The sequence below is a fragment of the Rhodospirillaceae bacterium genome (assembly GCA_016712715.1).
GTDB lineage: Bacteria > Pseudomonadota > Alphaproteobacteria > Dongiales > Dongiaceae > Dongia.
Window position 1 is genome coordinate 845,387 of record JADJQM010000003.1, and the last position, 26,610, is coordinate 871,996.

General features: G+C 62.3%; 25 protein-coding genes, 1 tRNA gene and 1 pseudogene. 18 read left to right on the forward strand and 9 right to left on the reverse strand.

Features of this window, described 5'->3' with window-relative positions:
- The first annotated feature begins 303 nt into the window (after positions 1–303).
- Complete coding sequence (locus IPK59_21660; protein ID MBK8161243.1) at positions 304–1,668, forward strand: HAMP domain-containing histidine kinase; 1,365 nt, start codon at positions 304–306, stop codon at positions 1,666–1,668.
- 69 nt (positions 1,669–1,737) lie between these two features.
- The gene (gene mgrA, locus IPK59_21665) at positions 1,738–2,775 is read left to right on the forward strand and encodes an L-glyceraldehyde 3-phosphate reductase (protein MBK8161244.1); all 1,038 of its coding nucleotides are present in this window, start codon (positions 1,738–1,740) and stop codon (positions 2,773–2,775) included.
- On the opposite strand, the gene IPK59_21670 is transcribed toward mgrA, so the two are convergent.
- Positions 2,776–3,582 carry a DUF72 domain-containing protein gene (locus IPK59_21670; protein ID MBK8161245.1) on the reverse strand — a complete coding sequence of 269 codons (807 nt, stop codon included), beginning with the start codon at positions 3,580–3,582 and terminating at the stop codon, positions 2,776–2,778. It lies immediately after the preceding gene.
- Positions 3,583–3,731: 149 nt separating this feature from the next.
- Between IPK59_21670 and IPK59_21675 the strand changes: the two genes are divergently transcribed.
- From IPK59_21675 to IPK59_21720, 10 genes are all read left to right on the forward strand, one after another.
- Positions 3,732–4,892, forward strand: a complete 1,161-nt coding sequence (locus IPK59_21675; GenBank protein ID MBK8161246.1) for a LytTR family transcriptional regulator DNA-binding domain-containing protein — start codon at positions 3,732–3,734, stop codon at positions 4,890–4,892.
- 188 nt (positions 4,893–5,080) lie between these two features.
- Positions 5,081–5,953: a xanthine dehydrogenase family protein subunit M gene (locus tag IPK59_21680; protein MBK8161247.1), complete on the forward strand. Its 873-nt coding sequence runs from the start codon at positions 5,081–5,083 to the stop codon at positions 5,951–5,953.
- A 4-nt stretch (positions 5,954–5,957) separates the two neighbouring features.
- A complete protein-coding gene (locus IPK59_21685) occupies positions 5,958–6,470 on the forward strand; it encodes a (2Fe-2S)-binding protein (protein ID MBK8161248.1) in 513 nt (170 codons plus the stop codon).
- Positions 6,467–8,875, forward strand: a complete 2,409-nt coding sequence (locus IPK59_21690; GenBank protein MBK8161249.1) for a carbon-monoxide dehydrogenase large subunit — start codon at positions 6,467–6,469, stop codon at positions 8,873–8,875. Before IPK59_21685 ends, IPK59_21690 begins: the two co-directional genes overlap by 4 nt.
- A gap of 25 nt (positions 8,876–8,900) precedes the next feature.
- A complete protein-coding gene (locus IPK59_21695; protein MBK8161250.1) occupies positions 8,901–9,773 on the forward strand; it encodes a MoxR family ATPase in 873 nt (290 codons plus the stop codon).
- Between the two features lie 70 nt (positions 9,774–9,843).
- Positions 9,844–10,962 (forward strand): VWA domain-containing protein, encoded by a 1,119-nt coding sequence (locus IPK59_21700; protein ID MBK8161251.1) that lies wholly within the window; start codon positions 9,844–9,846, stop codon positions 10,960–10,962.
- An 11-nt stretch (positions 10,963–10,973) separates the two neighbouring features.
- Positions 10,974–11,801 (forward strand): XdhC family protein, encoded by an 828-nt coding sequence (locus IPK59_21705; GenBank protein MBK8161252.1) that lies wholly within the window; start codon positions 10,974–10,976, stop codon positions 11,799–11,801.
- Positions 11,802–11,812: 11 nt separating this feature from the next.
- Positions 11,813–12,481: a carbon monoxide dehydrogenase subunit G gene (locus tag IPK59_21710; protein MBK8161253.1), complete on the forward strand. Its 669-nt coding sequence runs from the start codon at positions 11,813–11,815 to the stop codon at positions 12,479–12,481.
- 322 nt (positions 12,482–12,803) lie between these two features.
- Complete coding sequence (locus IPK59_21715; GenBank protein ID MBK8161254.1) at positions 12,804–13,967, forward strand: acyl-CoA desaturase; 1,164 nt, start codon at positions 12,804–12,806, stop codon at positions 13,965–13,967.
- 178 nt (positions 13,968–14,145) lie between these two features.
- A complete protein-coding gene (locus IPK59_21720) occupies positions 14,146–15,135 on the forward strand; it encodes a phosphate acetyltransferase (protein MBK8161255.1) in 990 nt (329 codons plus the stop codon).
- 346 nt (positions 15,136–15,481) lie between these two features.
- Here IPK59_21720 and IPK59_21725 read toward each other — a convergent pair.
- The 3 genes and pseudogenes from IPK59_21725 to IPK59_21735 all read right to left on the reverse strand — a co-directional run bounded on the left by IPK59_21725 (position 15,482) and on the right by IPK59_21735 (position 17,072).
- A tRNA-Ser gene (locus IPK59_21725) sits at positions 15,482–15,574 on the reverse strand.
- Positions 15,575–15,722: 148 nt separating this feature from the next.
- Positions 15,723–16,430 (reverse strand): glutathione S-transferase N-terminal domain-containing protein, encoded by a 708-nt coding sequence (locus IPK59_21730; GenBank protein MBK8161256.1) that lies wholly within the window; start codon positions 16,428–16,430, stop codon positions 15,723–15,725.
- A gap of 13 nt (positions 16,431–16,443) precedes the next feature.
- A pseudogene (locus IPK59_21735) lies at positions 16,444–17,072 on the reverse strand (glutathione S-transferase N-terminal domain-containing protein).
- Between the two features lie 213 nt (positions 17,073–17,285).
- Here IPK59_21735 and IPK59_21740 point away from each other — a divergent pair.
- A complete protein-coding gene (locus tag IPK59_21740; GenBank protein ID MBK8161257.1) occupies positions 17,286–17,681 on the forward strand; it encodes a PaaI family thioesterase in 396 nt (131 codons plus the stop codon).
- A 12-nt stretch (positions 17,682–17,693) separates the two neighbouring features.
- Here the strand turns inward: IPK59_21740 and IPK59_21745 are convergent, their stop codons facing one another.
- Together IPK59_21745 and IPK59_21750 are read right to left on the reverse strand one after the other, a co-directional pair.
- Positions 17,694–18,134, reverse strand: coding sequence for a DUF962 domain-containing protein (locus IPK59_21745; GenBank protein ID MBK8161258.1), 441 nt, complete (start codon positions 18,132–18,134; stop codon positions 17,694–17,696).
- Between the two features lie 166 nt (positions 18,135–18,300).
- A complete protein-coding gene (locus IPK59_21750; GenBank protein ID MBK8161259.1) occupies positions 18,301–19,077 on the reverse strand; it encodes an enoyl-CoA hydratase/isomerase family protein in 777 nt (258 codons plus the stop codon).
- A gap of 163 nt (positions 19,078–19,240) precedes the next feature.
- On the opposite strand from IPK59_21750, the gene IPK59_21755 reads away from it, so the two are divergent.
- From IPK59_21755 to IPK59_21765, 3 genes are all read left to right on the forward strand, one after another.
- Positions 19,241–20,578, forward strand: coding sequence for a redoxin domain-containing protein (locus IPK59_21755; GenBank protein ID MBK8161260.1), 1,338 nt, complete (start codon positions 19,241–19,243; stop codon positions 20,576–20,578).
- A gap of 98 nt (positions 20,579–20,676) precedes the next feature.
- On the forward strand, positions 20,677–21,357 hold the full coding sequence (locus tag IPK59_21760; protein ID MBK8161261.1) for an orotate phosphoribosyltransferase: 681 nt from the start codon (positions 20,677–20,679) through the stop codon (positions 21,355–21,357).
- A 65-nt stretch (positions 21,358–21,422) separates the two neighbouring features.
- Positions 21,423–22,325 (forward strand): hydrogen peroxide-inducible genes activator, encoded by a 903-nt coding sequence (locus IPK59_21765; protein ID MBK8161262.1) that lies wholly within the window; start codon positions 21,423–21,425, stop codon positions 22,323–22,325.
- Positions 22,326–22,340: 15 nt separating this feature from the next.
- Here the strand turns inward: IPK59_21765 and IPK59_21770 are convergent, their stop codons facing one another.
- The 3 genes from IPK59_21770 to IPK59_21780 all read right to left on the reverse strand — a co-directional run bounded on the left by IPK59_21770 (position 22,341) and on the right by IPK59_21780 (position 24,440).
- On the reverse strand, positions 22,341–22,799 hold the full coding sequence (locus tag IPK59_21770) for a PAS domain-containing protein (protein ID MBK8161263.1): 459 nt from the start codon (positions 22,797–22,799) through the stop codon (positions 22,341–22,343).
- 126 nt (positions 22,800–22,925) lie between these two features.
- Positions 22,926–23,402: a PAS domain-containing protein gene (locus IPK59_21775; GenBank protein MBK8161264.1), complete on the reverse strand. Its 477-nt coding sequence runs from the start codon at positions 23,400–23,402 to the stop codon at positions 22,926–22,928.
- Positions 23,403–23,477: 75 nt separating this feature from the next.
- Complete coding sequence (locus IPK59_21780; protein MBK8161265.1) at positions 23,478–24,440, reverse strand: aldo/keto reductase; 963 nt, start codon at positions 24,438–24,440, stop codon at positions 23,478–23,480.
- A 233-nt stretch (positions 24,441–24,673) separates the two neighbouring features.
- On the opposite strand from IPK59_21780, the gene IPK59_21785 reads away from it, so the two are divergent.
- Together IPK59_21785 and IPK59_21790 are read left to right on the forward strand one after the other, a co-directional pair.
- A complete protein-coding gene (locus tag IPK59_21785; GenBank protein MBK8161266.1) occupies positions 24,674–26,086 on the forward strand; it encodes a hypothetical protein in 1,413 nt (470 codons plus the stop codon).
- Positions 26,065–26,592 (forward strand): hypothetical protein, encoded by a 528-nt coding sequence (locus IPK59_21790; GenBank protein MBK8161267.1) that lies wholly within the window; start codon positions 26,065–26,067, stop codon positions 26,590–26,592. The genes IPK59_21785 and IPK59_21790 overlap by 22 nt, the downstream gene beginning before the upstream one ends.
- Positions 26,593–26,610 lie beyond the last annotated feature (18 nt).

The following is a 26,610-nucleotide window of genomic DNA, read 5'->3' on the forward strand; positions in this document are numbered from 1 at the left end:
GTGAAGCCGCTCCTACAGACACATTACTAAGACAATAGCCCTAGTATACTTGACTCGCGGACTATGGTGCCGGGTAAGTCACGCGACTGAGGGCGCATTGATTCAATGCCTTAGGAGAGGTTTTGACGCGACTCAAATTTAAGGTTAATAGTTTGTTAAGGGGATTGGGCGTTCCTACCACGATCGGGCTGGGTCGGGGTCCGGGCCGCCCGCCTTCAGAAGGACATATCAACCCGGTTTGAGCCCGCTTTGGCTAAGCGCTCGCGCTGGTCCGCGGCCGGGCTCGGAAGTGACATCCAGGCGATGAGCACAGCGCGCAGGTATTGGCTGGTCGTGATGGTGGTCATCACCTTTCTGGCCGCGCTCGGCATCAGCGTGCAGATCCTCATTTCCAGCGCTGTCGATGGCCATCGCAGTCTCAAGAACGTGGCCTGGGCCGCAGCGCAGCTTGAGATCGAGTATCTGCAGTTCAAGCATGCCTTCAGCGGCTATGTCGGCGCCACACAATCGGTGCCCGTCACCTTCATGAAGACGCGCTTCTCCGTATTCCAGAATCGCATTCGCGTACTCAAGCAGGAAACGGACCCGACCGAACTTGGCGCCGATCCCGCCTATGACAAGCTGATCACCGACCTCAACAACGCCATCGCCACCAACTCGCCCATTCGCCAGGCGTTGGCCAGCGAAGACGAAGAAACACGGAAGATGGCGCTCAACAAGCTGGCACAGCTTGATTCGCCCATCCGATCCTGGGTGCAGGATGTGATGCTGCACAGCAATCCCGACCGGCAGAAGGAAGAACTGATCGAGGCGGAACTGCAGGCGGCGGGGGTGATGGCCGTGGCGATCTGCGCGGGTGTCGCCCTCATCGCCATCCTGCTGCGCAGCATCAAGCGGCTGGAAGCCTCGCGCGAGCGAGAACGCGAGGCGCGCATCCGCGTCGACCAGGCAAGCCGCGTCAAGGATACGTTCCTCGCTGTGGTGACGCATGAACTGCGCACACCGCTCAACGCCGTCATCGGCTTTTCCGAACTGATGAAGTCGCGCACCGGCAAGACCCAGGACAAGGAAATGGACGCCTGGACCGACGAGGTGCTGCTCGCCGGCAAGCATCTTCTTACCCTCGTCAACCAGACCATCGACATGTCAAAGATTTCGGCCGGCAAGCTGGCTCTGTCGCCGGCGCAGTTCGACCTCAGGATGCTCATCGCCGACAGCGTGACCAGCATCAAACGGCAGATCAACCACGATCCCTCCCTTGACCAGCGACAGGAATTGACCGCCAGCCTGCCGCAGCAGGATGTCATGATCTGGGCCGACGAAGGCTGGCTGCGTCAGGCCCTGCTCAACACCATCCTCCATGGCCGCCGCCATTTGGCCAACGCCAAGCCGATCGAGATCACTGTCCTCCATCAGGGTGCCAGGGCGAAGATCCATATCGGCAATGATCTGCGCGCCGGCGACCAGCGCATGGTGGCCGACGCCGATGGCGCTTTTGATCCCTTCCTGCAGGGCGAACTCGGACTCAACCGTGGTGCGCGTGGGCTGGGGCTGGAACTGCCCATCGCCAAGGCCATCGTGGAGGCCCATGACGGCACGCTGCGTTATGAAACAGCCCCCAATTTTTTCCGGGTACTGATCGATCTGCCGTTGAACGCGACGGCATAGCGCCGGTTTGGTTGAGGTTGGGCCGGGAGCCTTCTATGATAGCGCTATCATTCAAATGAGGATCGCCCGATGCCCTATCTTGCAGCCGAGAACCGCTACGAATCCCTGCCCTATCGCCGGAGCGGGCGGAGCGGGCTGAAACTGCCGGCGATTTCCCTGGGCCTGTGGCAGAATTTCGGCGGCATCGATGCGCTGGAAACGCAGCGAGCGATCATCCGTCGAGCCTTCGATCGCGGCGTCACCCATTTTGATCTCGCCAACAATTACGGCCCCCCGCCGGGCTCGGCCGAAGAGAATTTCGGCGTCATCTATGCGCAGGATCTCAAACCCTATCGCGACGAGATTCTGGTCTCGACCAAGGCCGGCTACCTGATGTGGCCCGGGCCCTATGGCGAATGGGGTTCGCGCAAATATGTTCTGGCGAGTCTGGATCAAAGCCTGAAGCGCATGGGCCTCGACCATGTCGACATCTTCTATTCGCATCGGCTGGATCCGGAGACGCCGCTCGAGGAGACGATGCAGGCGCTGGATCACGCGGTGCGGTCCGGCAAGGCGCTTTATGTCGGCATCTCGTCTTACTCGCCGGACGCGACCCGCAAGGCGCAGGCGATCCTCAAAGATCTCGGCACGCCGTGCCTCATCCACCAACCTTCCTATTCGCTGCTCAACCGCTGGGTCGAGGATGGCCTGCTGGGTACGCTCGCAGAACTCGGGCTAGGTTGCATCGCCTTCTCGCCCTTGGCGCAGGGCTTTCTCACCAACAAATATCTCAAGGGTGTCCCGGCGGATTCGCGGGCGGCGCTCAACGGATCGTTCCAGCAGAGCTTCCTCACCGACGCCAATCTCCAGCGCATCCGTGGCTTGAACGCGATTGCCGAGAAGCGCGGGCAGAGTTTGGCGCAGATGGCGATCGCCTGGGTGCTGAAGGACCCGCGCATCACCTCCGCCCTCATCGGCGCGCGCAACGTGGCGCAGCTGGATGACTCGCTGGGCGCCCTCGACAAGCTGACCTTCAGCGAGGCTGAGCTCAAGGAAATCCATGCACTGGCGACCGATGGCGGCATCGACCTGTGGCGCAAAGGGTCCGGCGACAAGCCGCTCGTCTAGCTAGCTCAATCGCTTGATGATCGCCATGGCGGCCGCGGGGTTGGAGACCTTGTGACCACTGATCACGTAAAGAAAGACGTCGCGCTTGGTCTTGTCGGGCTTTGCCGCCAGCACATAGTCGAGATCCTTGGGCGCGCCACCTGAAGCCCATTCAGCCGCGCGTTGCGCCCAGAGGTCGAGAGCCTTCTTGGCATAGCCGAACTTTTCGCCCTCCTTGGTGCCCATGATGCGGGCATAGACGAAGGGTGCTGTAAGGTCGGCGATCTGCGGAAACTCCCCGTCCGCTGCAATGATCACGGCGACACCATATTGCCGCGCCAAGGCGATGAAATCCGGATCTTTGAAACTGTCATGGCGGACCTCGACGGCGTGCCGCAGCGCCAGGCCATCATGGGATTTCGGCAGCAGTTTCAGGAAATTCTCGAAATCTGCCGGATCGAACTTCTTGGTCGCCATGAACTGCCAGTTGATGGGACCGAGCTTGTCTTTCAGTTCGGTAATCCCACTGCTCAAAAAGCGCTCGATCGAGGAGCCAGCTTCGGCCAGCACGCGGCGGTTGGTGGCAAATCGCGGGCCTTTGAGCGCGAAGACGAAATCGTCCGGCGTTTCGGCATGCCATTTGGCGAAGCTCTCCGGCTTCTGCGAACCGTAATAGGTACCGTTGATCTCGATTGAGGTGAGCGCGCGGCTGGCATGTTCCAGTTCCCGCTTCTGCGCGAGACCCTCTGGATAAAAGGGGCCGCGCCAGGGCTCGAAAGTCCAGCCGCCAACGCCGATCCGAATGCCGGTCCTGGGTTGTTTCGCCACGTCCGAACGCTCCCGCTGTTGGTCAAAAAGATAGGTAGTTGAGGACTTTATCAATCGAATTGTTCCATCCTAGCGGCTGGGATACATTTGTCACGATCGGAACGAGATGCCGGCCACGGCACAGGCGTCGAGACGGAGGAAATGCACCGGTGGTTCCCGCACACGAGCCATGGCTCGTCGCACTCTCATTGTTGGTGGCGTTCCAGGGCAGCTATGTCGGGTTGCATCTGGCGCGGCAGATTCGCGGCGCGCGCAATGGTACTCAGCGGGCGCTGATCACCGGATCGGCGCTGACCCTGGCGCTCGGGATCTGGACCATGCATTTCGTCGGTATGCTGGCGGTGCAATTACCCGTGGCGATCGATTTCCTGGTGCTGCCCACGCTCCTTTCCTTCCTCATCTGCGTGCTGGTGGTGGGTTTTGCCGTGTTCGCCGTCGGCACGGGCGCCCCAAACCGCCTGCGCGCGGGCCTTGCCGCAATCTTCATGGGCGGAGGAATCTTCAGCATGCACTATCTTGGCATGTATGCGCTCCATGCCAGCACCCACATGACCCATGATCCATTCTACGTCATTGCCAGTATCGTGATCGGCGTCGGCGCCTCGGGCATCGCGCTGTGGTTCGGTTTCGGCCTTGGCGTCAATCGATCGATCCTCATCCCTTCCTGCATCATGGCGCTTGCCATCTCGGCGATGCATTACACGGCCATGGCGGGAATGGAATTGCATCTCCACGGCGGCGTGGTCGACATGCCGGCGCTGTCGCCAGGGCTCCTCGCCATCGTTGTCTCCGTGGTAGCCTTTGTGGTTTCGGGCCTGTTCCTGCTGACCCTGGTCCCGGTGCAAAACCGGATTGAGGCAGAAACGGCGGTGGAGGCACCGCCGATGGCGCAGTTGCTTACGGTGCCCGCACCGATCCCAGCGAAGGATCACGGGTCGGGCCATGTTGCGTCGCAGCACGCAACGCAGCGCAGCCTGCCGGTGGAAAAGGACGGGCGGCGGCTGCAACTCGACATCGCCCGGCTGGTCGCCGTGCAGGCACAGGCCCATTACACCAGCCTGTTCGATGGCGAGACGATCTGGTTCTGCCCGCTGCCGATCTCGGAAGTCGAGGCTGCCCTCGATCCGATGGTGTTCGCGCGGGTCCATCGCAGCCATATCGTCAATCTCGATCGGGTTGCTTCGGTCAGACGTGCCGCCGATTCGGATGTCGTCGCCATGGCCGCCAAGATTCCCTACCAGGCACCGGTCAGCCGATCACGCCGCTCCTGGCTGAAGCAACAGCTCGATGCAAGGGCAAGCGCCGCCTGACCTGCTGGCTGACACTGCCGCAGATACGGCAGATCGCTTGACGCAATTCGTACAGAGAGACCGCCATTCGTGCACGGAAACCACCTTCCGTGCAGCTTGCGTTGTTGCTGCAGCGCAACCGTTTCTATCGTCGGAACAACGAAAAGAGTTGCTACCCAACCGGCAGCCAGTTCCACGGAGGAAACAAATTGATCCCGGGACCCTTTACCTACCACCGCCCGTCCAGCGTTGCTGAGGCGCTCGCGGTGCTCGCGGCCCATGGCGATGAGGCACGACCCCTCGCCGGCGGCCATTCCCTCATCCCCATGATGAAACTGCGCATGGCGACACCGGAACATCTGGTGGACCTTGGCGCCATCAAGGAGCTTGCCGGCATCCGTGCCGACGGAGCGGAGATCGTCATCGGCGCCACCACCACCCAGGCCGAACTGATCAAGTCCGAGCTGCTGGCCGCGAAGGCGCCGATCATCCGGGAGACCGCGATGCAGATCGCCGATCCGCAGATCCGCTCCAAGGGGACGCTGGGCGGCAATGTCGCCAATGGCGATCCCGGCAACGACATGCCGGCGGTGATGCAATGCCTGGATGCCCGCTATGTGCTCCAAAGCAAGGGGGGCGAGCGCATCGTGGCGGCCCGCGACTTCTACCAGGGGGCCTATTTCACGGCCCTGCAGGAGGGCGAGATCCTGGTCGCGGTGCGCATCCCCACGCCGGCGGCGGGCCATGGCTCGGCCTATGAGAAGCTGAAGCGCAAGATCGGCGACTATGCGACCGCGGCCGCCGCCGTGATCCTGACGGTGAGCGGCGGCAAGGTTGCGAGTGCGGCCATCACCCTCACCAATGTGGGCTCGACGCCTCTCTTCGCGGAAGAGGCCGGGAAGCTGGTGATCGGCACCAATTGCGATGCCGCCACGGCGAAGAAAGCCGCCGAGGCCGCGATGGCGATCACCGACCCGGCCACTGACGGCCGCGGGACCGCCGCCTATCGCCGCGCGATGGCCGGTGTGATGACCGCCCGCGCCCTTGCCAAAGCCTTCGCCCGCGCCAAGACCGGAGCTTAAGACCATGACAGATACAATCGAACAGGTGGCGGTAGCCGTCACCGTCAACGGCAAGCGCGTGAAGCGCTTCGTCGACCCGCGAACCCTCCTCATCCATTTCCTGCGCGAGGAAATGAACCTCACCGGCTCGCATATCGGCTGCGAAACCAGCCATTGCGGCGCCTGCACGGTTGAAATGGACGGATTGTCCGTGAAGTCCTGCACAGTCTTCGCCGTCCAGGCCAATGACACCGAGGTCAACACGGTCGAAGGCATGGCCAATGCCGACGGCACGCTCCATGCACTGCAGGAAGGCTTCCGGCAGATGCATGGGCTGCAATGCGGCTTCTGCACACCGGGCATGCTGATGCGCGCCAAGGTCCTTCTGGCGGAAAACCCGGATCCATCCGAGGACGAGATCCGCTTTGGCATCGCGGGGAATTTGTGCCGCTGCACCGGCTATCAGAACATCGTCAAAGCCATCCAATACGCCGCCGACAAGTTGAACGGCCGCGCTCAGAAGGAGGCCGCGGAATGAACGACATGACTCCGGCACAACGCGAAGCCCGCCTCGAAGGCGTCGGCTGCAAACGGAAGCGCGTCGAGGATGTGCGCTTCACCCAGGGCAAGGGCAATTATGTCGACGACATCAAGATGCCCGACATGCTGCATGGCGATTTCGTGCGCTCGCAGTACGGCCATGCGAAGATCAAGAGCATCGATACCAGCCGCGCCAAGGCACTGCCCGGCGTCATCGCGGTCCTCACTGCCGAGGATCTGAAGCCCTTGGGCCTGCATTGGATGCCGACATTAGCCGGCGACGTGCAGGCGGTGCTGGCCGACGGCCGCGTCTCCTTCCAGAACCAGGAAATCGCCTTCGTCATCGCGACCGACCGCTATATCACGGATGATGCCATCCAGCTGGTCGATGTGGAATATGAAGAGCTGCCGGTCGTCGTCGATCCGTTCAAGGCGATGCTGCCGGATGCACCGGTCCTGCGGCCCGATCTCGAAGGGAAGATGACCGGCGCCCATGGCCCCCGCAAGCATCACAACCACATCTTCGAATGGGTGATCGGCGATAAGGAAGCGACCGATGTCGCGTTCTCGAAGGCCGATGTGACGATCAAGGAATTGATCTCGTACCACCGCACGCATCCCTCGCCGCTCGAAACCTGCCAGTGCCTGGCCAGTTTCGACAAGATCAAGGGAGAGCTCACCGTCTATGGCACCTTCCAGGCGCCGCATGTGATCCGCACCGTGGCCTCGCTGCTCTCCAAGATTCCGGAGCACAAGATCCACGTCATCGCCCCCGATATCGGCGGTGGCTTCGGCAACAAGGTCGGTGCCTATGCCGGCTATATCTGCTCGATCGTCGCCTCCATCGTTACCGGCCTACCGGTGAAATGGGTCGAGGACCGGATGGAAAATCTCTCCACCACCTCCTTCGCGCGCGACTATCACATGACGACCGAGATAGCCGCGACCAAGGACGGCAAGGTCACGGGATTGCGCGTGCATGTGCTGGCCGATCATGGCGCGTTCGATTCCTGCGCCGATCCCTCCAAATGGCCGGCGGGATTCATGAACATCGTGACCGGATCCTATGATTTTCCGGTGGCGCATCTCTCCGTCGACGGGGTCTATACCAACAAGGCGCCGGGCGGTGTCGCCTATCGCTGTTCGTTCCGCGTGACCGAAGCCGCCTATTGCATCGAGCGGGGGATGGACATCCTGGCGCAGAAGCTCGGCATGGATCCGGCCGATCTCAGGATGAAAAACTTCATCCGCCGCGAGCAATTCCCCTACCAATCAGCCTTGGGCTGGGAATATGACAGCGGCGATTATCATGTCGCCATGCAGAAGGCGATGGATGCCATCGGCTACAAGGCCCTGCGTGCCGAGCAGAAGGCCAAGCAGGAAGCCTTCAAGCGCGGCGAGACCCGCGAGATCATGGGCCTCGGCGTCAGCTTCTTTACCGAGATTGTCGGTGCCGGCCCGTCCAAGAATTGCGACATTCTCGGCATCGCCATGTTCGATTCGGCCGAGATCCGCATCCATCCCACCGGCTCGATCATCGCCCGCATGGGATCGAAGAGCCAGGGCCAGGGCCATGAGACGACCTGGGCGCAGATCATCGCCACCGAGCTGGGCATTCCGTCCGACGACATCATGATCGAGGAAGGCAATACCGATACGGCGCCCTATGGTCTGGGGACCTATGGCTCGCGCTCGACGCCGGTTGCTGGTGCTGCCATCGCCATGGCGGCGCGCAAGATCAAGAACAAGGCGCAGATGATCGCCGCACACCTGCTGGAGGTGTCGGAATACGATCTCGAATGGGATATCGACGGCTTCCGGGTGAAGGGCAATCCCAGCCGCGCCAAGACGATGAAGGAAATCGCTTGGGCCGCCTATAACTCGCCGCCGCCGGGTCTCGAGCCGGGGTTGGAAGCGGTGAATTACTATGATCCGCCCAACATGACCTATCCCTTCGGCGCCTATTTCTGCGTCATGGATATCGATGTCGATACCGGTGTCGCCAAGACACGGCGCTTCTATGCGCTCGATGATTGCGGCACGCGGATCAATCCCATGATCATCGAAGGCCAGGTGCATGGCGGCTTGACCGAAGCCTTCGCCATCGCCATGGGCCAGGAGATCAAGTACGACGAGATGGGCAATGTCGTGGGAGCGTCCTTCATGGACTTCTTCATCCCCACCGCCGTCGAGACGCCGAAATGGGAAACCGATTTCACCGTGACCCCCTCGCCGCATCATCCGATCGGGGCCAAGGGTGTCGGCGAAAGCCCGAATGTGGGTGGCGTCCCGGCCTTCTCCAACGCCGTCAACGATGCGTTCCAGTTCCTGGGGTCGACCCATATCCAGATGCCGCATGATGCCTGGCGGATCTGGGAGACAGGCCAGAAACTCGGTGCCTGAAGCGCCGGCAATGGATCGTCAACTGATGGAGCAAAGACAGGACATCGCGGATCGCCTGGCCGCCATCGGCTATATTGCCGATGGCGAGCTGGCGACAGCACTTGTCCTCATGGAGATGCTGCAGCGGCCGCTGCTGGTCGAGGGTGCGGCAGGTGTCGGCAAGACCGAGATCGCCAAGGCATTGGCCGCCCTGCACGGCACGGAACTCATCCGCCTGCAATGCTATGAAGGGCTCGACCGCAGCGACGCTCTCTATGAATGGAATTATCAGCGCCAGCTCCTCGCCATCAAGGCGCGCGAAGGGCAGGATGCCGCCGCCACCGAGGCGCATGTCTTCTCGGAAGACTATCTGATGGAGCGACCGTTGCTGGCAGCGATCCGTCGACCCATCGCCCCGGTGCTGCTCATTGACGAGATCGATCGTGCCGATGAGGAGTTCGAGGCCTTCCTGTTGGAAGTGCTGTCCGATTTCCAGGTATCGATCCCGGAATTGGGCACGATCCAGGCAATGACCATTCCGCGCGTGGTACTGACGTCGCACGACACCCGCGAGCTGTCCGACGCGCTGCGGCGGCGCTGCCTCTATCACGCGCTGGATTTTCCCGATGTGGATCGCGAGGCGCGCATCCTGCTCACCCGCCTGCCTGGCATCGACACAACGCTCGCCTTGCAGATCGCGCGCCTGATGGAGCAGATCCGCCGCCAGGAATTGAGCAAGGTGCCAGGGATTGCCGAGACGCTGGTTTGGGCCGCGGCTTTGGTCGGACTCAAGGTCACGAGGCTCGAAGAAGACCGCGCCGCTGTCTATGAGACACTGAGCTGCGTATTGAAGACCCGTGAGGACCGCGCGCGCATCAGCCGCGAAGTGGCGGACCGCCTCATCGGCAAGGTAGCTTGAGGTGAACCTGGAACGCGCAGACGATTTGGGTCCGGCCGTGCGCCAACGGCTGGCCGGCTTTGTGCGCACGCTGCGCGACAATGGATTCAAGGTGGGACTGGCGGAAAGCAGCGATGCGCTGCGCGTGCTCTCCACAAGCGGCATAGATCGCGCCGTTCAAGCGCGCCCGGCCCTGAAGGCATTGCTCTGCGGGCGCCGGTCGGATTGGGACGGTTTCGACACCCTGTTCGACGCCTATTGGAGCGGCCGCAATGTGAAGCTGCGCATTCCCATGTCAGGCAATGCAGCACTCGCCAGCCAGCGCACCATCAAGACCTTGTCCGAGCAGACATCGCACGCTGGCGAGACGGCACTCGCCAGCGATGTCGAGCGACGCGAAGCGGATGGCGCGGGCGAAGCCGCACCGGCCGGCAAGCGCGAAGGGGCCAGCAGCTTTGAGACGTTGACGCGCACGGATTTCCGCAAGATCGCCGACCCGGATGCCATCGCAGCCGCGCACAAATTGGCCGAACGCCTGTCGCACAAGATGCGGACACACCTCACGCGGCGTGAACGCATCGCCAGACGCGGGCGACACATCGATCTTCGCCGCACCATTCACGCCAGCCTCGGCACTGGTGGAACACCGATGCGTCTCGTCCTGCGCAGGCCGCGGCACAAGCCGCTGCGACTCGTCATCCTGCTTGATGCCTCCGGCTCCATGAGCCTCTATACCGGCGTATTCATCCGCTTCGTCCATGGCGTCCTCGATCATTTCCGCGAGGCAGAGGCGTTCCTGTTCCACACGCGACTGGTGCATGTCTCCGATGCGCTCCGCGAAAAGGACACGGTACGCGCGCTCGACCGATTGGGCCTGATGGCGGAGGGCGTGGGGGGCGGGACGCGCGTTGGCGAAGCGATGGCGACGTTCAATCGCTGGCACGCCGCCCGGGTCGTTCATTCGCGGACCTGTGTCATGATCTTCTCTGACGGATATGACACGAGTCCGCCGGAACTTCTCGGCGCCGAGATGGCGCATTTGCGGCGGCGCTGCCGACGTATCGTCTGGCTCAACCCATTGATTGGCTGGGAAGGCTACGAACCATCCGCGCGCGGCATGGCGGCGGCGCTGCCGCATATCGACCTATTCGCGCCGGCGCACAATCTTGAGAGCCTGGCGGCCCTCGAACCCTATCTTGCGCGTTTGTGACGGAGATCAACATGCCGACACATCCCGAAATTCTCGATCTCGTCGCGAGCCTCAAAGCGAGGGGGGAGTCCTTCGTCCTGGCAACCGTGGTGCGGACCGTGTCGGTGACTGCCGCCAAGGCCGGGGCCAAGGCGGTGATCCGCGCCGACGGCGCCATCTCCGATGGCTGGATCGGCGGGGGATGTGCGCGCGCCGCCGTGCTGAAGGCCGCCAAGGAGGCGCTGGCCGACGGCCAGCCGCGCCTTGTCTCGATCCAGCCCAGGGATCTGCTCGCGGAACAGGGTTTGCGCCCGGGCGAGGAGCGCGACGGGATCCGCTTCGCCCGCAATGCCTGCCCCAGCCAGGGAACCATGGATGTGTTTGTGGAACCGATGCTGCCTCGCCCCAATCTCATTGTCATGGGTGCCAGCCCCGTCGCCGTTGCCATGGCGGACCTCGCACCTCGTTTCGGCTATCAGCTGACCATCTGCGCCGGCCGCGAGGACCAGCATCTGTTCGCCGAAGCCGATGCGCGCGTCGAAGGCTTCGAGCTACCGCCCAGCAACGAGAAGCAAGGCTTCATCGTTGTCTCGACCCAGGGCCGCGACGATGAAGCGGCGCTGAAAGCCGCCGTGCTCAGCCGGGCGGACCATATCAGTTTCGTCGGCAGCCGGCGCAAGCTTGCCGCGATAACCGAAGGTCTCATTGCGGAAGGTGTCGACGCGGCCTTGTTCTCCCGCGTAAAAGGGCCTGCTGGACTTGATATCGGCGCCATCACGGCAGACGAAATTGCTCTCTCCATTCTTGCCGAAATCATCGCGTGGCGCCGCCGGGGCGAGCGCGCTTCCATCACGACGTAAGGACGATCGACATGCAGATGACCGACAGCCAGCGCATTCCCGCATCCCGCGACAAGGTTTGGGCAGCTCTCAACGATCCCGTTATCCTGCAGCGCTGCATTCCCGGCTGCGACAGTCTCGAAATGACCTCGCCCACCGAGATGAGTGCCAAGGTGACGTTGAAGGTGGGCCCGGTGAAGGCAAGTTTCGGCGGCAAGGTGACCCTGTCGGAAATAGATGCTCCCAACGGCTATCGTATCACCGGCGAAGGGTCGGGCGGTGTTGCCGGTTTTGCCAAGGGCGGCGCCCTCATCAGCCTCAAGGAGGATGGACCAGACGCGACCATCCTCACCTATGAAGCCGATGCGCAGATCGGCGGCAAGCTCGCCCAATTGGGCAGTCGTCTCATCGATTCCACGGCGCGGAAACTGGCTGGCGATTTCTTTACGAGCTTTGCCGCGGCTCTCGGCCCGGTAGCTGCCGAGACGGTGCCTGCCGAAGCCGCGCCCGTGGCGGATGGCGAAGCGGTGGAACCGGAAGCCAAGAAGGGCTGGTTCAAGAACCTGTTCGGCAAATCGGATGTGGTGGTGCCGGTGCTGGCTTTGTTGGCCCTGAGCCTGGGGGCGGTCCATTTCTGCTGCCTTGGTCCAGCCCATGCGGAGATGGACTTCCCGATCTGCAGCGCAGCACAGGCGAGTTGATGGAATAGACCGCAGTTCGACAGCGACGGCGGCAGTAAATGTCTTGTTAACCAAGAAATGCCGCGCGCACCATCTTTGGTCGAATATAACCCGGGTATCAGCAGGGCCTTGCGAAATGGCTGCATCATCGCCATATCTAAGGGATCGAGTTTCGGCCGAATACCTTGGCTATGCGGTACCATCCCGCGCCTGACGAGCGACTTCCTCCCCAGACCTCGATGCGCTTCATCGGCCACCTGCTCGTGTCCGGATTGTCATGCAGATGAGAGGGATGCCGTCGCGATGCCAGGTCTTCTGAAATTGCCGTTGAAGGATCGCTGACATGTCTCAGGACAGCAGCGCCGTGGATGGCTCCAACCGCATCAATTATCCGTCGGCCGTGCCCTTTGTGCTGGTGCATCTCGCCTGCTTCGCGGCGATCTGGACCGGTATTACTTGGCAAGCCGTGGTACTGGGCGTGGCACTCTACTGGCTGCGCATGTTCGGCGTCGTCGCCGGCTATCATCGCTACTTCTCGCATCGCGCATACAGCACCAGCCGTGTCATGCAGTTCCTGTTGGCCTTTCTCGCCCAATCCAGCAGCCAGAAGAGCGTATTGTGGTGGGCGTCGAAACATCGCCACCATCACCTCTATTCCGACACCGAAGAGGATGTGCACTCGCCCCGCCGCAAAGGCTTCCTCTACAGCCATATGGGCTGGATATTCGACCAGAAGCACGACCTTGCCGATCTGACCAAGGTGGCCGACCTCACCCGCTTTCCCGAACTGCGCTGGCTGCACAAATACGAGCAGGTGCCGGCCATTGCGCTCGCGCTATTCTGTTTCGCCATCGCCGGTTGGCCTGGCCTGGTGGTGGGATTCTTCTGGAGCACGGTTGTGCTCTACCACGCTACCTTCTGCATTAACTCCCTCGCGCACGTGCATGGCAGCAAGCGCTATGTGACCGGCGACGATTCCCGGAACAATTGGTTGCTGGCGATCTTCGCCATGGGCGAAGGCTGGCATAACAATCACCACGCCTATCAGAGCAGCGTACGCCAGGGTTTCAAATGGTGGGAGGTCGACCTCGCCTACTACCTGCTCTGCGCCATGTCCTGGGCGCGTATGGTTTGGGATTTCAAGTCGCCGCCGGCGCAGGTCCTGCGCAACGAACAGCGCCTGGGGGCAAAAGTCATCAACCGTGCCGCCGAGGAACTGGCCGAGCGTTTCAATGCCGAGCGCATCGCGCTTTCCATCACCGCGGCGCTCCATGGCCCGGATCTATCCGCGCTGCAGGAAGCGCTCACCCGTGCCCAGAACCGCACGGCGGAAGTGCTGGCCAATCTCTCCCTGCCGCATCTCCCCAGCCGCGAGGAGTTTCTGGCCGAGGCCAAAGCCATGTTCGCCCGTACCATGTCTCTCAACGAGATCGTCGACCGTGCCTATGAACAGCTGCTGGCCGCGGTCGGCACGCGCCTCGCCACGGCCAAGGCGCAGGCGTCATAGCGACGTTTGACGCGCCCGCCGGCCGATACGACCTTGGGCACCTCAGGAAGGCCTCCTGTGCAGCCAAGCCGGGCGGGTTCCAACCCGAAATTGCGTGTGGCTTGACGCAAGTCAATTGTTCCATGCGTCGACGCGCCGTAATATTGCGAGGTTATGATCGCCCGGAATTTGGCCAGGGATGGTCAACAGCGTTAGAAAGCCGGAATCCGCAATGCTCCAGAAACCGATCGATCGACCCCATGACAAATATCAGCGATTGCTGGAGGCGGCGCGGGGCGAAGCACCGATTCCGACCGCGATCGCCCATCCATGTGACTCGGTCTCTCTGGAATCGGCACTCGAAGCCGCCCGCCTGAATCTCATCGCGCCGATCCTGGTCGGCCCGAAAGCCAAGATCTCAGCGGTGGCCGCCAAAGCAGGCCTCGACATTTCGGCCCTCCCGCTGATCGACGCCGCGCACAGCCATGACGCCGCCGACCGGGCCGTGGCCCTGGTGCGCGAAGGCCGGGCCGAGGCACTGATGAAGGGCAGTCTCCATACCGACGAGCTGATGGCGGCGGTCGTGGCACGGGAGACGGGCATACGCACGGCGCGGCGCCTCAGCCATTGTTTCATCATGGACATACCCGGCCATCCCTTTCCCTTGATCATCACCGATGCGGCAGTCAACATCGCCCCCTCGCTCGAAGACAAGGTCGACATCGTCCAGAATGCCATCGACCTTGCCCACGCCCTCGCCTTCGGCGAAGTGCGCGTCGCCATCCTCAGCGCCATGGAAACGGTCAATCCGAAGGTTCCCTCAACACTGGAGGCTGCCGCCTTGTGCAAGATGGCAGATCGCGGCCAGATCACCGGCGCGCTCATCGACGGGCCGCTGGCGCTCGACAATGCGATCAGCGAAAGTGCCGCCGAGATGAAGGGCATCAAATCGCCCGTGGCCGGCCGCGCCAACGTCCTGGTGGTGCCGGACCTTGAGGCCGGCAATATGCTGGCCAAAAGCTTGTCCTTCCTGGCGGGCGCCGACGCAGCCGGCATCGTGCTGGGCGCCAGGGTCCCGATCATCCTCACCAGTCGCGCCGATTCCCTCACGACCCGCCTCGCCTCCTGCGCCGTCGCTGATCTCTATGCTGCGTGGCGCCGAAGAAATGCAGCGCGCGCCATCGCCTGACGTTTGCGCGCGCAGGCTCGTCGGTCAAAAGGGGTGACACCAGCGCGTACGGCTGTTCGATGCCGCCCTGGATCTTGCTGAAATTGCGCGCCGCGCTGTTGCCGAGTTGAAAATTCTTCATCTCAATTGCTCAGCGGGCCGCCATGTCAGCAGCAGCGGCGGCGTTGCCGCGCACCAACCATGCAGTGACCTGACATTGGGGAGCAGCCCATCACGGCCGCGGATCTGGCGTTCCATGCAGCCCAGGCAACTGGCCGAGGCGGCCGACGATCCCTGGAGGTGCCGCTCCGTCAGTGCAACGGCAACTCAAACCAGGATATCGGGGAAGCAGCGAGTTCAAGAAAATTGGCGGAGGGGATGGGATTCGAACCCTCGTTAGGGGTTTACCCCCTAAAACGGTTTAGCAAACCGTCGCCTTCAGCCACTCGGCCACCCCTCCGCGCTCCGTAAACAATCGAGTGGCGCGTTTTCACGACGTATGCGGGGCCTTTACTAACGGTGACCTCGCGGAATGTCAAACCATCGTCTCGGATGCTGGTTTGGTCGTGAAAAATTACGCTGGATCAGATGCTTGGGGAAGGGAGGGGTCAGGAGCGCCGATCAAGCTGGCCAGCCCCGAACAGGATCTCGCGTTCCTGCTCGGTGAAGGGCTTGGTCCGACTGCGATCGGCCAGGACCTGGAGGCCGCGGATCACGGCCGGACGTGCGGCTATGGTATCGAACCAGCGCTGAAGGTTCCGGTGCGCGGGGAGGTCCTGCCCCTGCTTGTCCCAATAGCGCAGCCATGGCCAGGTCGCGATGTCGGCGATGCTGTAATCGGCACCGGCAAGATAGGGACTCTCGCCCAGCCGGGCATCGAGCACCTTGTAGAGCCGTGTCGTCTCATCGGTGTAGCGCTTGATGGCATAGGGCAATTGTTCCGGGGCGTAAGTGCGGAAGTGATGGGTCTGCCCGAGCATCGGGCCGACGCCACCCATCTGGAACATCAGCCACTGCAGCACCGCCATGCGGCCGCGTGCATCGACCGGCATCAGCTTGCCGGTCTTCTCAGCGAGATAGAGCAGCATGGCGCCGGATTCCATCATCGCCAAAGGCTTGCCATCATGACCCTCGGGATCGACCATGGCCGGAATCTTGTTGTTTGGGCTGATTTTGAGGAAGGCTGGCTTGAACTGGTCGCCGGCGCCGATATCGACCGCATGGGCGACATAGGGGAGTTCCATTTCCTCAAGCGCAATATGGATCTTGTGGCCGTTCGGCGTTGGCCAAGTATAGAGATCGATCGGTGCAGGCATGGCGGCTCCCTCCTCACGCAGCCGCGCTGAACGCATTGAGGCCACGTTGCACCGCCGGCCGCGCCGCGATGCTGTTGATCCAGCGCGTGACTTGGGGAAAGTCCCGCATATCCTGACCATATTTCTCGCTGCCCTTGACCCAGGGCCAAGTGGCAATATCGGCGATCGAGTATTCGGGTCGCCCAGATAGGCACTGTCCGTCAGGCGATGCTCCATCACCCGGAGCAGGCGGGTCACCTCATTGGTGTAACGATCGACCGCATATGGCAGGCGCTCAGGCGCGACGCTGCGGAAATGCCAAGCCTGGCCGTACATTGGGCCGATACTGGCCACCTGAAACATCAGCCATTGCAGCACGTCATAGCGGCGTCGTGGCACGGTGGGCAGGAACTTGCCGCTCTTGTCGGCGAGATAGATGAGGATGGCGCCGGATTCGAATACTGTGATCGGTTTCCCGTCCGGTCCATCGTCATCCACAATGGCCGGAATCTTGCTGTTGGGATTGATCGCCACGAAGTCCGGGCGGAACTGTTCGCCCTTGCCGATATCGACCTTGTGCAGCCGAAAGGGCAATCCCGTTTCCGCCAGCATGATGTGGGCCTTGTGGCCGTTGGGCGTGGCCCAGGAATAAAGATCGATCATCGGAAGGGTCCGCTCACATTTGGTCGTCACTGCCTGCGCGATATCCGCAGCATTGAGGATGAAGAACACTGTCGCGGGAAAAATCAGCCCGCGCAAGAGCCGCTTTACCCGCCGGGTGCAAACAGGCAGTGTGACTTTGAAAAGAGGCCACCCGGCTGCGGTCGCCGCCGCTTGGGGAGCGCGCTTCTAGCAATAGTGTGTGACGGTTTGACGATGGAAAGACCCTATAGCGGCTATGCCGACTTGATCGGCTACCAGCTGATCGACAAGGCTAAGGATTTTGCCCGCATTGAACTCATGGTGGGACAGCAGCATCTCAACCGGATGGGTGTGCCCCATGGCGGGGTGCTGGCCACGCTTTTGGACACAGCCACTGGGTTCGCTGTGGCCTTTGCCGATGGGCCGGACCGGGTACTGCGCGCGGTCACCTTGTCCATGAACGTTCAATTCATCGGCCAGGGAAAGGCGGGGGAGCGGATTATCGGCGAGGGGTATCGGATCGGCGGCGGCAAGACCGTGGCCTTCGCCAAGGCGGAACTGCGTACCGAGGCCGGGCTGGTGCTGGCACGCGGCGACGCAGTCTACCGGTTCCTGGACAAGCCCAGCTGACCTGTATGGCGTCTATTCTGCCGGCTGACGGTGGTGGCGTGGTTCCGGAGCACCGAGGCCCAAGCGCGCATACTCCGCACCGATGCGGCCTGTCAGGGCCAGCCAGCACATGCGCAGATCGGCGAGCGCGCCGTAGAAGGCGTTGACGCGGATAAGCGGCCGGTTGTGCTCGACCCACCAATGCGAGGTGACCGCCATGGTGACGGCGAAAGCGATGCCAGCCACACAAAACAAAGCTTGCTGGTGCAGGATGGCCAGCGTCGTCGTGATGATGCCCACCACGGTGGCCGAATAATGCATGCCCCGGGTCATCGGGTGGCGATGGGCGTCGAGATAGAGGCGCCAGAATTCGTGAAAGGGCATCTTCAAACCGTCACGGAAGGTCTTGTCCGTGAGCACGCCCTGCGCTGACCGCTTCAGTTTAGGTCCTGGTGCCGCCGCTTCTTGATTCATTGGGGCATCTCCCGTCCTTTATGGGCTCTTGCAAGCCCCTCACCGCCATCCCTGATAATGATGTTAACGCCTAATTCTGACAGCTGTCTAACATTCATCCATGTTTTTCGCTGTTCCTCACTTGCCTGTGAATTCGCTGAAATCATGGTTTATTTCACCCCGACCGTCATTGGCCGGTGAATACCGGGCGCCGCTTGGCAAGAAAGGCTGCAATCCCTTCGCGATAGTCGGCGCTGGCCACAGCAGCATAGCTCTCCTGCAGCTCGGCGGCGGTCAAGGGCTGCCCGTCCAGACAGCGCAGGGTGAACTTCTTGTGGTTGCGGTGGCTCTGGGGCGAGCCCGCCAGCAAGCGTTCGGTGCTGCTGGCAACTGCAGCGGCAAGGTCGCCAGATGCCACCAGCCGTGTCACCAAACCTCGACGCAGCGCCCAGTCGGCATCATGGATACCCCCTTCCAGGAGCATTTCCAGCATGGTGGCGCGCCCGACAAGGTCGACCAGCATGCCCAGTTCTGGATAGGGCATGGTGATGCCGACGCGTTGGATCGGGATGCCAAACTTGGCATTGTCTGCCGCGATCCGGAGATCGCACATGGCCGCGATTTCCAACCCGCCACCGAGGCAGTTGCCGTCGATCCGGGCAATTGTGGGATGCGGTAGCCCGCGGATGCACCGCAGCGTCTCCAGCATCATCTCGCCATAGTCTCTGGCCGCGTCAGGCGTGTCACGGTGGGCGGCAAATTCGGCCATGTCGGCGCCGGCGGCGAAATGCCCACCCGCCCCCTGCAACACGACGCAGCGCACGGTGCCGTCGGCAGCGAGATCACGCAGATGGCTGGCGAGGCCGCGCCACATCTCGGCATTGAGCGCATTGCGCTTTTCCGGCCGGTTGAGGGTGAGGATCGCCACTGCGCCATCGCGCGTATGCAAGATCAAACTGGTCATCGTCGGTTTCCATCTGGCAGATGCAGCTGCCGAATCGTAAGCGATTCGCCGGCGCAATGGTTAACATTCCTGACGTGTGGCTGGCAGCCAGCGACTTGCCGAGTGCAGGCGTTTCCAGCATGTTGTCGCCGACTTTCATCAGCCTTCCAGAGCAGTTCGTAACATGAGCACCGGCAAGCCCACCCTCACCCTCAGCCAACCCAGCGCCGCACGCGTGATCGATCCCCGCCTGCAGGTCGGCGATCCGGCCCCGTGGTTCGTCTGCGCCAGCAACGTCAACCCGACCTTCGATTTCTCGACCGCCGCCGGGCGCTATGTGGTCCTTTCCTTCTTCGGCTCGACCGCTCATCCGGTTGGAAAAGCGCTGGTTGAGAGCTTCCTCGCCGCGCAGGAACTGTTCGCGGAGCCCGATTTCTATTTCTTCGGCGTCTCCGTCGACGGCAATGACCGCAACCAGGAAGCCCTCACCCGGATCCGCCCGGGCCTCGACATTTTCTGGGACAGCGAGCGCAAGGTTGCTCAGCGCTACCACATCGCCTCCAGCGAAACGCCACTTGCCGCCCTGCAACCGGTAACGTTCCTGCTCGATCCCACCTTCCGCGTGCTCGGCATTTTCGCCACCCATGATGGTCGCGTGCAGGCGGATTCGGTCCTGCAGGTGCTGAAGCGCCTGCCCAAGCTGGGATCCCCGCGGCCGGCTCAGATGCAGGCACCGGTGCTGGTGCTGCCCAATGTGTTCGAGCGCGACCTGTGCCAGCGCCTGATCGACGGCTATCGCAACGGCAACCCGACGGAATCCGGCTTCATGGTCGAGCGCGACGGCAAGACCGTCCAACTGCACGATCATCGCCACAAGCGACGCAGCGACTGGATCATCAACGACCGCACCTTGATCGAGGCCGCGCAGGAGCGCATCCGCCGCCGCCTGGTGCCGGAGATCAAGCGCGCCTTCGCCTTCGACGTGACCCGCATGGAGCGCCATATCGTGGCGGGCTATGACCAGAGCGGTGGCTATTTCCGCCCGCACCGTGACAACACCACCAAGGGCACGACGCATCGCCGCTTCGCCGTCACGATCAATTTGAATGCCGAGGATTATGTCGGTGGCGACCTGATGTTCCCGGAGTTCGGCCGCGCCACCTACCGTGCACCGACCGGTGGCGCCGTGGTGTTTTCCTGCTCGCTGCTGCATGAGGCGCTGCCGATCCTGCGCGGCCAGCGCTTCGCCTACCTGCCCTTCCTTTATGACGAGGCGGCGGCGCAGATCCGCCAGGCCAACAACCCGCATCTGGGCGAAGGGGTCCAGGTCTACCAGATGGCAACGCCCCGCCCGGCTCTCGCCCCCCAGGATCGACCCAAGGGAGACAAACCACAGGGCAAGGGCCGGCCGCAAGGCGAGGGCCGGCCTCAGGGCAAGGGCGGACCTCGCGGGAAGCAGGACCGAAAGTCAGGCGGCGGGGGCAAGCCGGGCCGGCCGCAGCCGGGGAATCGCGGGCGCTGACAACAACCCAGCAGCCCACCCTTGCGGCCGCCGTGCGCTCTGCTAAAACCCCATCTCACTCGACTTGGCAGCGAAACTTGGCAATTGGGGCATGGGGCATGGCGCAGACAACCAACCTTTCCGGACCGATCGTGGCGCGAATCCTTCTGGAAATCGCCGCGGTACATTTCCGCCCGGATGAGCCCTTTACCCTCACCTCCGGCCGCAAGAGCCCGGTCTATATCGATTGCCGCAAGATCATCGCCTTCCCGCGCGCCCGCGCCAAGGTAACGGAACTGGCCGCCGACCTCGTCGGCCGCGAGATCGGCTTCGAGAGCCTCGATGTGGTGGCGGGCGGCGAAACGGCCGGCATCCCCTATGCGGCATGGCTTGCTGACAAGCTCCATCTGCCGATGGCCTATATCCGCAAGAAACCGAAAGGCTTCGGCCGCGGTGCCCAGATCGAGGGCGATATGAAGCCGGGTGCCCGAACGCTGCTGGTCGAGGACCTCGCCACCGATGGCGGCTCCAAGGTCAATTTCATCAATGCCATCCGCCAGGCTGAGTGCGAGGTGGCCCATGCCCTCGTGGTGTTCCATTACGGCATCTTCCCGCAATCGCTGACCACATTGGGCGATCTCGGCGTGAAGCTGCATGGTCTCGCCACCTGGTGGGATGTGCTGGAGGCGGCCCGCGATACGGGGCGCCTGGATGCCGGCGAGACCGCGAAGATTCGCGCCTTTCTCGACGATCCTGAAGGCTGGTCGACGGCCCGCGGCGGGACCCTGAAGGCCGAGTAATCGGCCGCCCTTGATTAATCGATCCAACTTGCTATTTTAGTCCTGTCAATCGATAGGATCGATCAATGCGTGCCCTCCCCACCCTGCGGCAGCTTCGCTATCTCGTGGCCCTTGCCGAGCACAAGCATTTCGGCCGGGCGGCCGAGGCCTGTTTTGCCACGCAATCGACCCTGTCGGCGGGCCTGCAGGAGCTTGAGAACCTGCTCGATGTGAAGCTGGTCGAACGCTCCAAGCGCCGGGTCATGCTGACCCCGCTGGGCGAGGCCATCGTTGCCCGGTCGCGCATTGTGCTGCGCGAGGTGGAGGATATTGCCGAACTCGCCTCTGCCTCCAAGGATCCGTTGTCGGGTGCACTGCGCCTCGGCGTCATTCCCACCATCGGGCCCTATCTGCTGCCGCGCGTACTGCCCCCCTTGCGCCAGACCTATCCCAATCTGCGCCTGTATCTGCGCGAGGACATGACGGCGCGCCTGCTCGACTCCCTTAATGACGGCGATATCGATGTAGCGCTCATAGCACTCCCCTTCCAGACCGATGAGCTTACCGTGCGACCGCTCGGGCGCGATCCGTTCCAGCTTGCCTGCCGCAGCGATGACCCACTCGCCAAGACCGCATCGCTGGAACTGAACGCCCTGCCGGATGAGCGATTGCTGCTGCTCGATGAAGGGCACTGCCTGCGCGAGCATGCACTCGCTGCCTGCCGGCTGGAGCCGTCACGCCACCGCGACGATTTCCGCGCCACCAGCCTGCCCACTTTGGTGCAGATGGTGGCTAACAATCTGGGCGTCACTCTGCTGCCCAAGATGGCTGTCGATTCCGGCCTGCTGGCGGGGACCGGTCTTGTCGCTCGGCCCTTAGCCGAGAATGCGCCGGCGCGGGAGATCGCCTTGGTCTGGCGCCCGACCACACCGCGCGTGGTCGAGTTCAACCTGCTTGCCGACATGCTGGCGGAATTCGCCCCCGGCTAGGCGCCACAGCCCCTGCTACAGGGGCATGTCATAAAGGTCGCGGTTGATCGAGAAGACCAGAATCTTGTTTACCGCCAAGCCATCATCCGAGAGCGGCAGGAACAGGTTCTCCTCGCCGACATAGCGGTCAACCACCTGAAAATTGTCGCGTTCGTGGAACGGCGCGCGGGTCGCGCAAACGCCGTCATACTTGGCCATCACATTCTCGAGGGAGTGGCCAAAATACGCCTCGGCGATCGATCTGCCGGTGGGGTCGCGACCGCGGAGGGCCACTTCCTTGGTACCGACCAGCCGATAGACATAGCGCCGGTCATCGTCGACGACATCAACCAGGGTGACATAGGGGAGGAAACGGCGAATCTCGTCAGGGTCGATGTCGTTGCGGGCGGGCATTGACTGACCGGCACATTTATCCTGCCAGTATCGCAGCATCACGAGAATGTCCGGATGACATGTTTCGATCCAGTCAAGCATTGCTCCACACCAATCGCTCCCCATCGATCCTGGCACGAGCATGTGACCTGCTGCTGTCTCCGTCAATCGGCTTTGGCAATCCACGTTTTCCGCCTGGGCCGAATTGATGCCGATTTCGTTGTGCAGCTAGGCGTCGAGATCCTCGCCAGCAGGCGGTGTGTACAAGTCGCGCGCGATGGAAAACACGAGAATCATGTTGACCGTGACGCCGTCATTTGACAGCGGCAGAAACAGATCCTCCTCGCCGATGAAGCGGTCAACCATCTGAAAGGGATCGGCCACGTAGCGCGGCTTCTTCTCCACCCTGGTCGTTTCGTATTGCAACAAGGCAGCATCGGCGGAACTGGCAAAATAGGCATCGGCCACAGATTTGCCGGTGGGATCGAAACCTCGCAACTCGACCTCGCTGGTACCGACCAGCCGGTAGACGAAGCGCCGCGGATCGTCGACCACATCGACCAGCGTGATATGCGGCAGGAAGCGGCGCAGATCGCCAGGATCGATATCTGCCCGCGAGGGCATCGCCCGGCCAGCACATTTCTGCTGCCAATAGTCTAGAACCAGGCGGATATCTGGATGGCACGTGTCACGCCAATCGGGCATTTCATATCCTGCGTTGGCCGGACCCGGAATCGTATCCCCCGGGACCCAGTCAATGATATTGGGAAATTTAGCCCATTACGAGGCGGGCGAATAGGCGCTTGCTGCCGTCAGGTCCGACATATCCGTCGGGTCGAGCTTGAGCTCGGCAGCGGCGGTGAGCTCGGCGAGTTGGCCGGGCGAAGTGGCGCTGGCGATGGGTGCGGTCACCGCCGGCTGTGCCATCAGCCAGGCCAATGCCACCCGTGTCGCGGTCGCCTGGTAACGCAGAGCTACAGCGTCCAGCGCCGCCAGGATGCGCAGGCCGCGGGCATCGAGGTATTTTGCGACGTCGCTGCCCCGCGCGCTTTTGCCGAGATCTACCGTGCTGCGATACTTGCCGGTGAGGAAGCCGCCGGCGAGGGAGAAATAAGTAATGACGCCGACCTCGTTGCGCCGGCAGAGGTCGGACAGTGCGCCTTCAAAACCGGCGCGCTCATAAAGATTGTATTCCGGTTGCAGGCATTCATAACGCGGCAGGCCCTGGGTTGCATGTGCAGCCAGTGCGGCGCTGAGGCGCTCCGGACTGAAATTCGAGCAACCGATGACTCGCACCTTGCCGGCCTTGATGAGAGCCTGATAGGCCTCCAGCGTTTCCTCGACCGGCACCGCCGGATCGTCCCAATGTGATTGGTAAAGGTCGATGTAGTCTGTTTGCAGGCGCTGGAGTGAGCGCTCCACGGCGCGGGCGATATAAGCCTTGGAAAGACCCTTTTCGCCGTCGCCCATGTCCGAGCCGACCTTGGTCGCGACGACCACCTTGTCGCGGTTGCCGCGGGCTTTCAGCCAGGCCCCGATGATGGTCTCGGATTCGCCGCCTTTGTTGCCGTCATGCCATTTGGAATAGACATCGGCGGTGTCGATGAAGTTGAATCCGGCATCAACGAAGCCGTCCAGCAAGCGGTGCGACATGGCCTGGTCCACCGTCCAACCAAAGACGTTACCGCCGAAACAGAGTTTCGAGACCAGCAGGCCCGATCTGCCCCAACCAACTCGCGACATTACCCTTCCCCCATGTCGATATTCGCCACCCTGGCCGGGAACCCCGGTCATCCAGCTGACAGGCAGACAAACGAGCCTGCGAGGAGCCGGCGGTCAAGGGGTTTTATCCGCCGGCCGCGACGAAAAGTCCCTCCCTTGTCCCGGGGTTTGGCGGCCTGCACGTCTGGCGCCGCTGAGCCGCTTCCTCTACTATTCCGGCGTCATTTGAGAAAAGACGTCGATAGGGCCGAACCATGCTGACACTGCTCGAAAACCTGTTCGCCAAGAAAAAGAAGAAGGTGGCGAGAGCCGATCGCGCGCCGGGTGCGCCCAAGGATGGCCAGGGAACGCGCCTTGCCAGCGACTGGCCACGCGTGCGTTCCAGCCTTGCCGAAATCGGCGCCAAACATGTCCTGCTGCATGGCGATGCCGAATCCTTTGCGACGGCCAAAGCCGAACTGCCCGGTGTTGCCCTATTGTGGGTGAGCCATGCTCTGGGCGATGTCGCGGCCGGCGCCAAATACGCCGAAGACCAGGCTTGGGGTGATTTCGACGCTGCCATTTGCGTGGGCACGGAGTTGCCGGCGCGCTATCGCCAGGCACTGCGCCTGATGGTGGCGCGGAATGCCTCCAGACCGGTGCTGTGGGTCGGTGCGGGTTTCGAATATTGCGGTGGCACGCTGAGCGCACCCTTGGAAGCGGACGAGGTCGAGGGCCTGCTGTTCAATCATTTCCAGGAGTTCTTCGGCGTAAAGGACGCGCTGCAGTTCCGCATCGAAGTCTATCACGGTCCTGAGGTGAAGCGCTTCTACCGGATCCTAGAGCCAAATCAGTCACTGGTCATTCGCCTCAGCGACCATTTCAAGGCACGCCAGCATCCCGTCAGCCTTGCCGCCTTCGTCGAGCATCCGGTATTGACCCGCGACCGGCACTATCGCCTGCGCTTGTGCGCCGATGTGTTCTGGAAGGATTCCTTCACCACCCTGCACAGCGCCCACGAATTCAACCGCAGCCCGGACCGCAAGGTCGAATTCCGGGCGCCCGCCTGGATGGTACGTGACGGTGCCATGGCGCTCACCATTCCCAATTTCGACCGCAAGGCAATGAACGCCCAGGAGGTCGAAGCCATCGCGGGCGACAAGAGCAGCAAGTCACCACGTAACAGCGGGCTCTATATCGAGCAGTCGACCCTCGCGCGCAACGGGATCGCCGATGACGGCATGTTCGGCTGGCGCTATCGTGGTTTCGGCGGATCCAACTGGTTCGTACTTGAGAACGGCGCAGCACTCTCAGCCGGTCATGAAGGCAATATCGCCGGCAATCACCACGCCAGTTGTCCGATCCTCGACCGCGACGACCTCGCGGCCGACGCCGAAGACCTCGCCCGCTTCCGCAAGATCGAGGAGGCCGGCTTCATCCTCGAGCCACATGCCGTGCCGATCACGCCGGCCGGGAGCGAACTCACTTTCGCTTATGAGTCAGATGCCGCGAATCCCGACCAGCCGCATCTGCGTATCGATTTCTTCGCTGCCGATGGTGAACATCTCGGCACGCATCGTTTCACCAAGACGCAGAAAGGTCCGCTCTTCACCGACGACATGCTGCGGCTGTGGGACGACCCGGCGGGGGAAAGGCTTGCCTCGCCATGGTCAGCCATGACTGGTTGAGGGCTGGCCTGCGCTTCAAGGGCTTCAAGCCGATGGCCAATCTGCTGGTGCGCAACCGGCATACGCTCGACCAGGATTTCACCGAGTTTCAGTCGAGCTGGCGAAATTTGGGTGCGGCCGTGCCGGGTTTCCCGCATTGGCTGACCGACCAACTGGCGATCGTCGGGCGCACCAACATTTTCGGCCGTGTCCGCTGCGATCACGGTCTGCGCACGGGCGTCGTATTGGTGAATGGATCCGGCCGCCTCAATTACCACGGCACCGCCAGGGTCGACCTTGTCGTCCTCAACAACGAGGGCGTGCGCCAACAGGTGCGCGTCAACGTCCCGGCCTTCACTTGGCGCATGGTCTGGCTCGATGAAGTGATGCCCGGCCTCGCCGCTCATCTGGGTGAAAGCGGCAATGGCGCGTTGCTGGTCCAGTCGGGCGATGCCGATCTCAACGCCGACATCGTCACGACCTCGCCCAAGGGAGCGGTCGCGTTGCAGCATCTCTGGGGCTATTGACGACCCCGGACGGTTGCG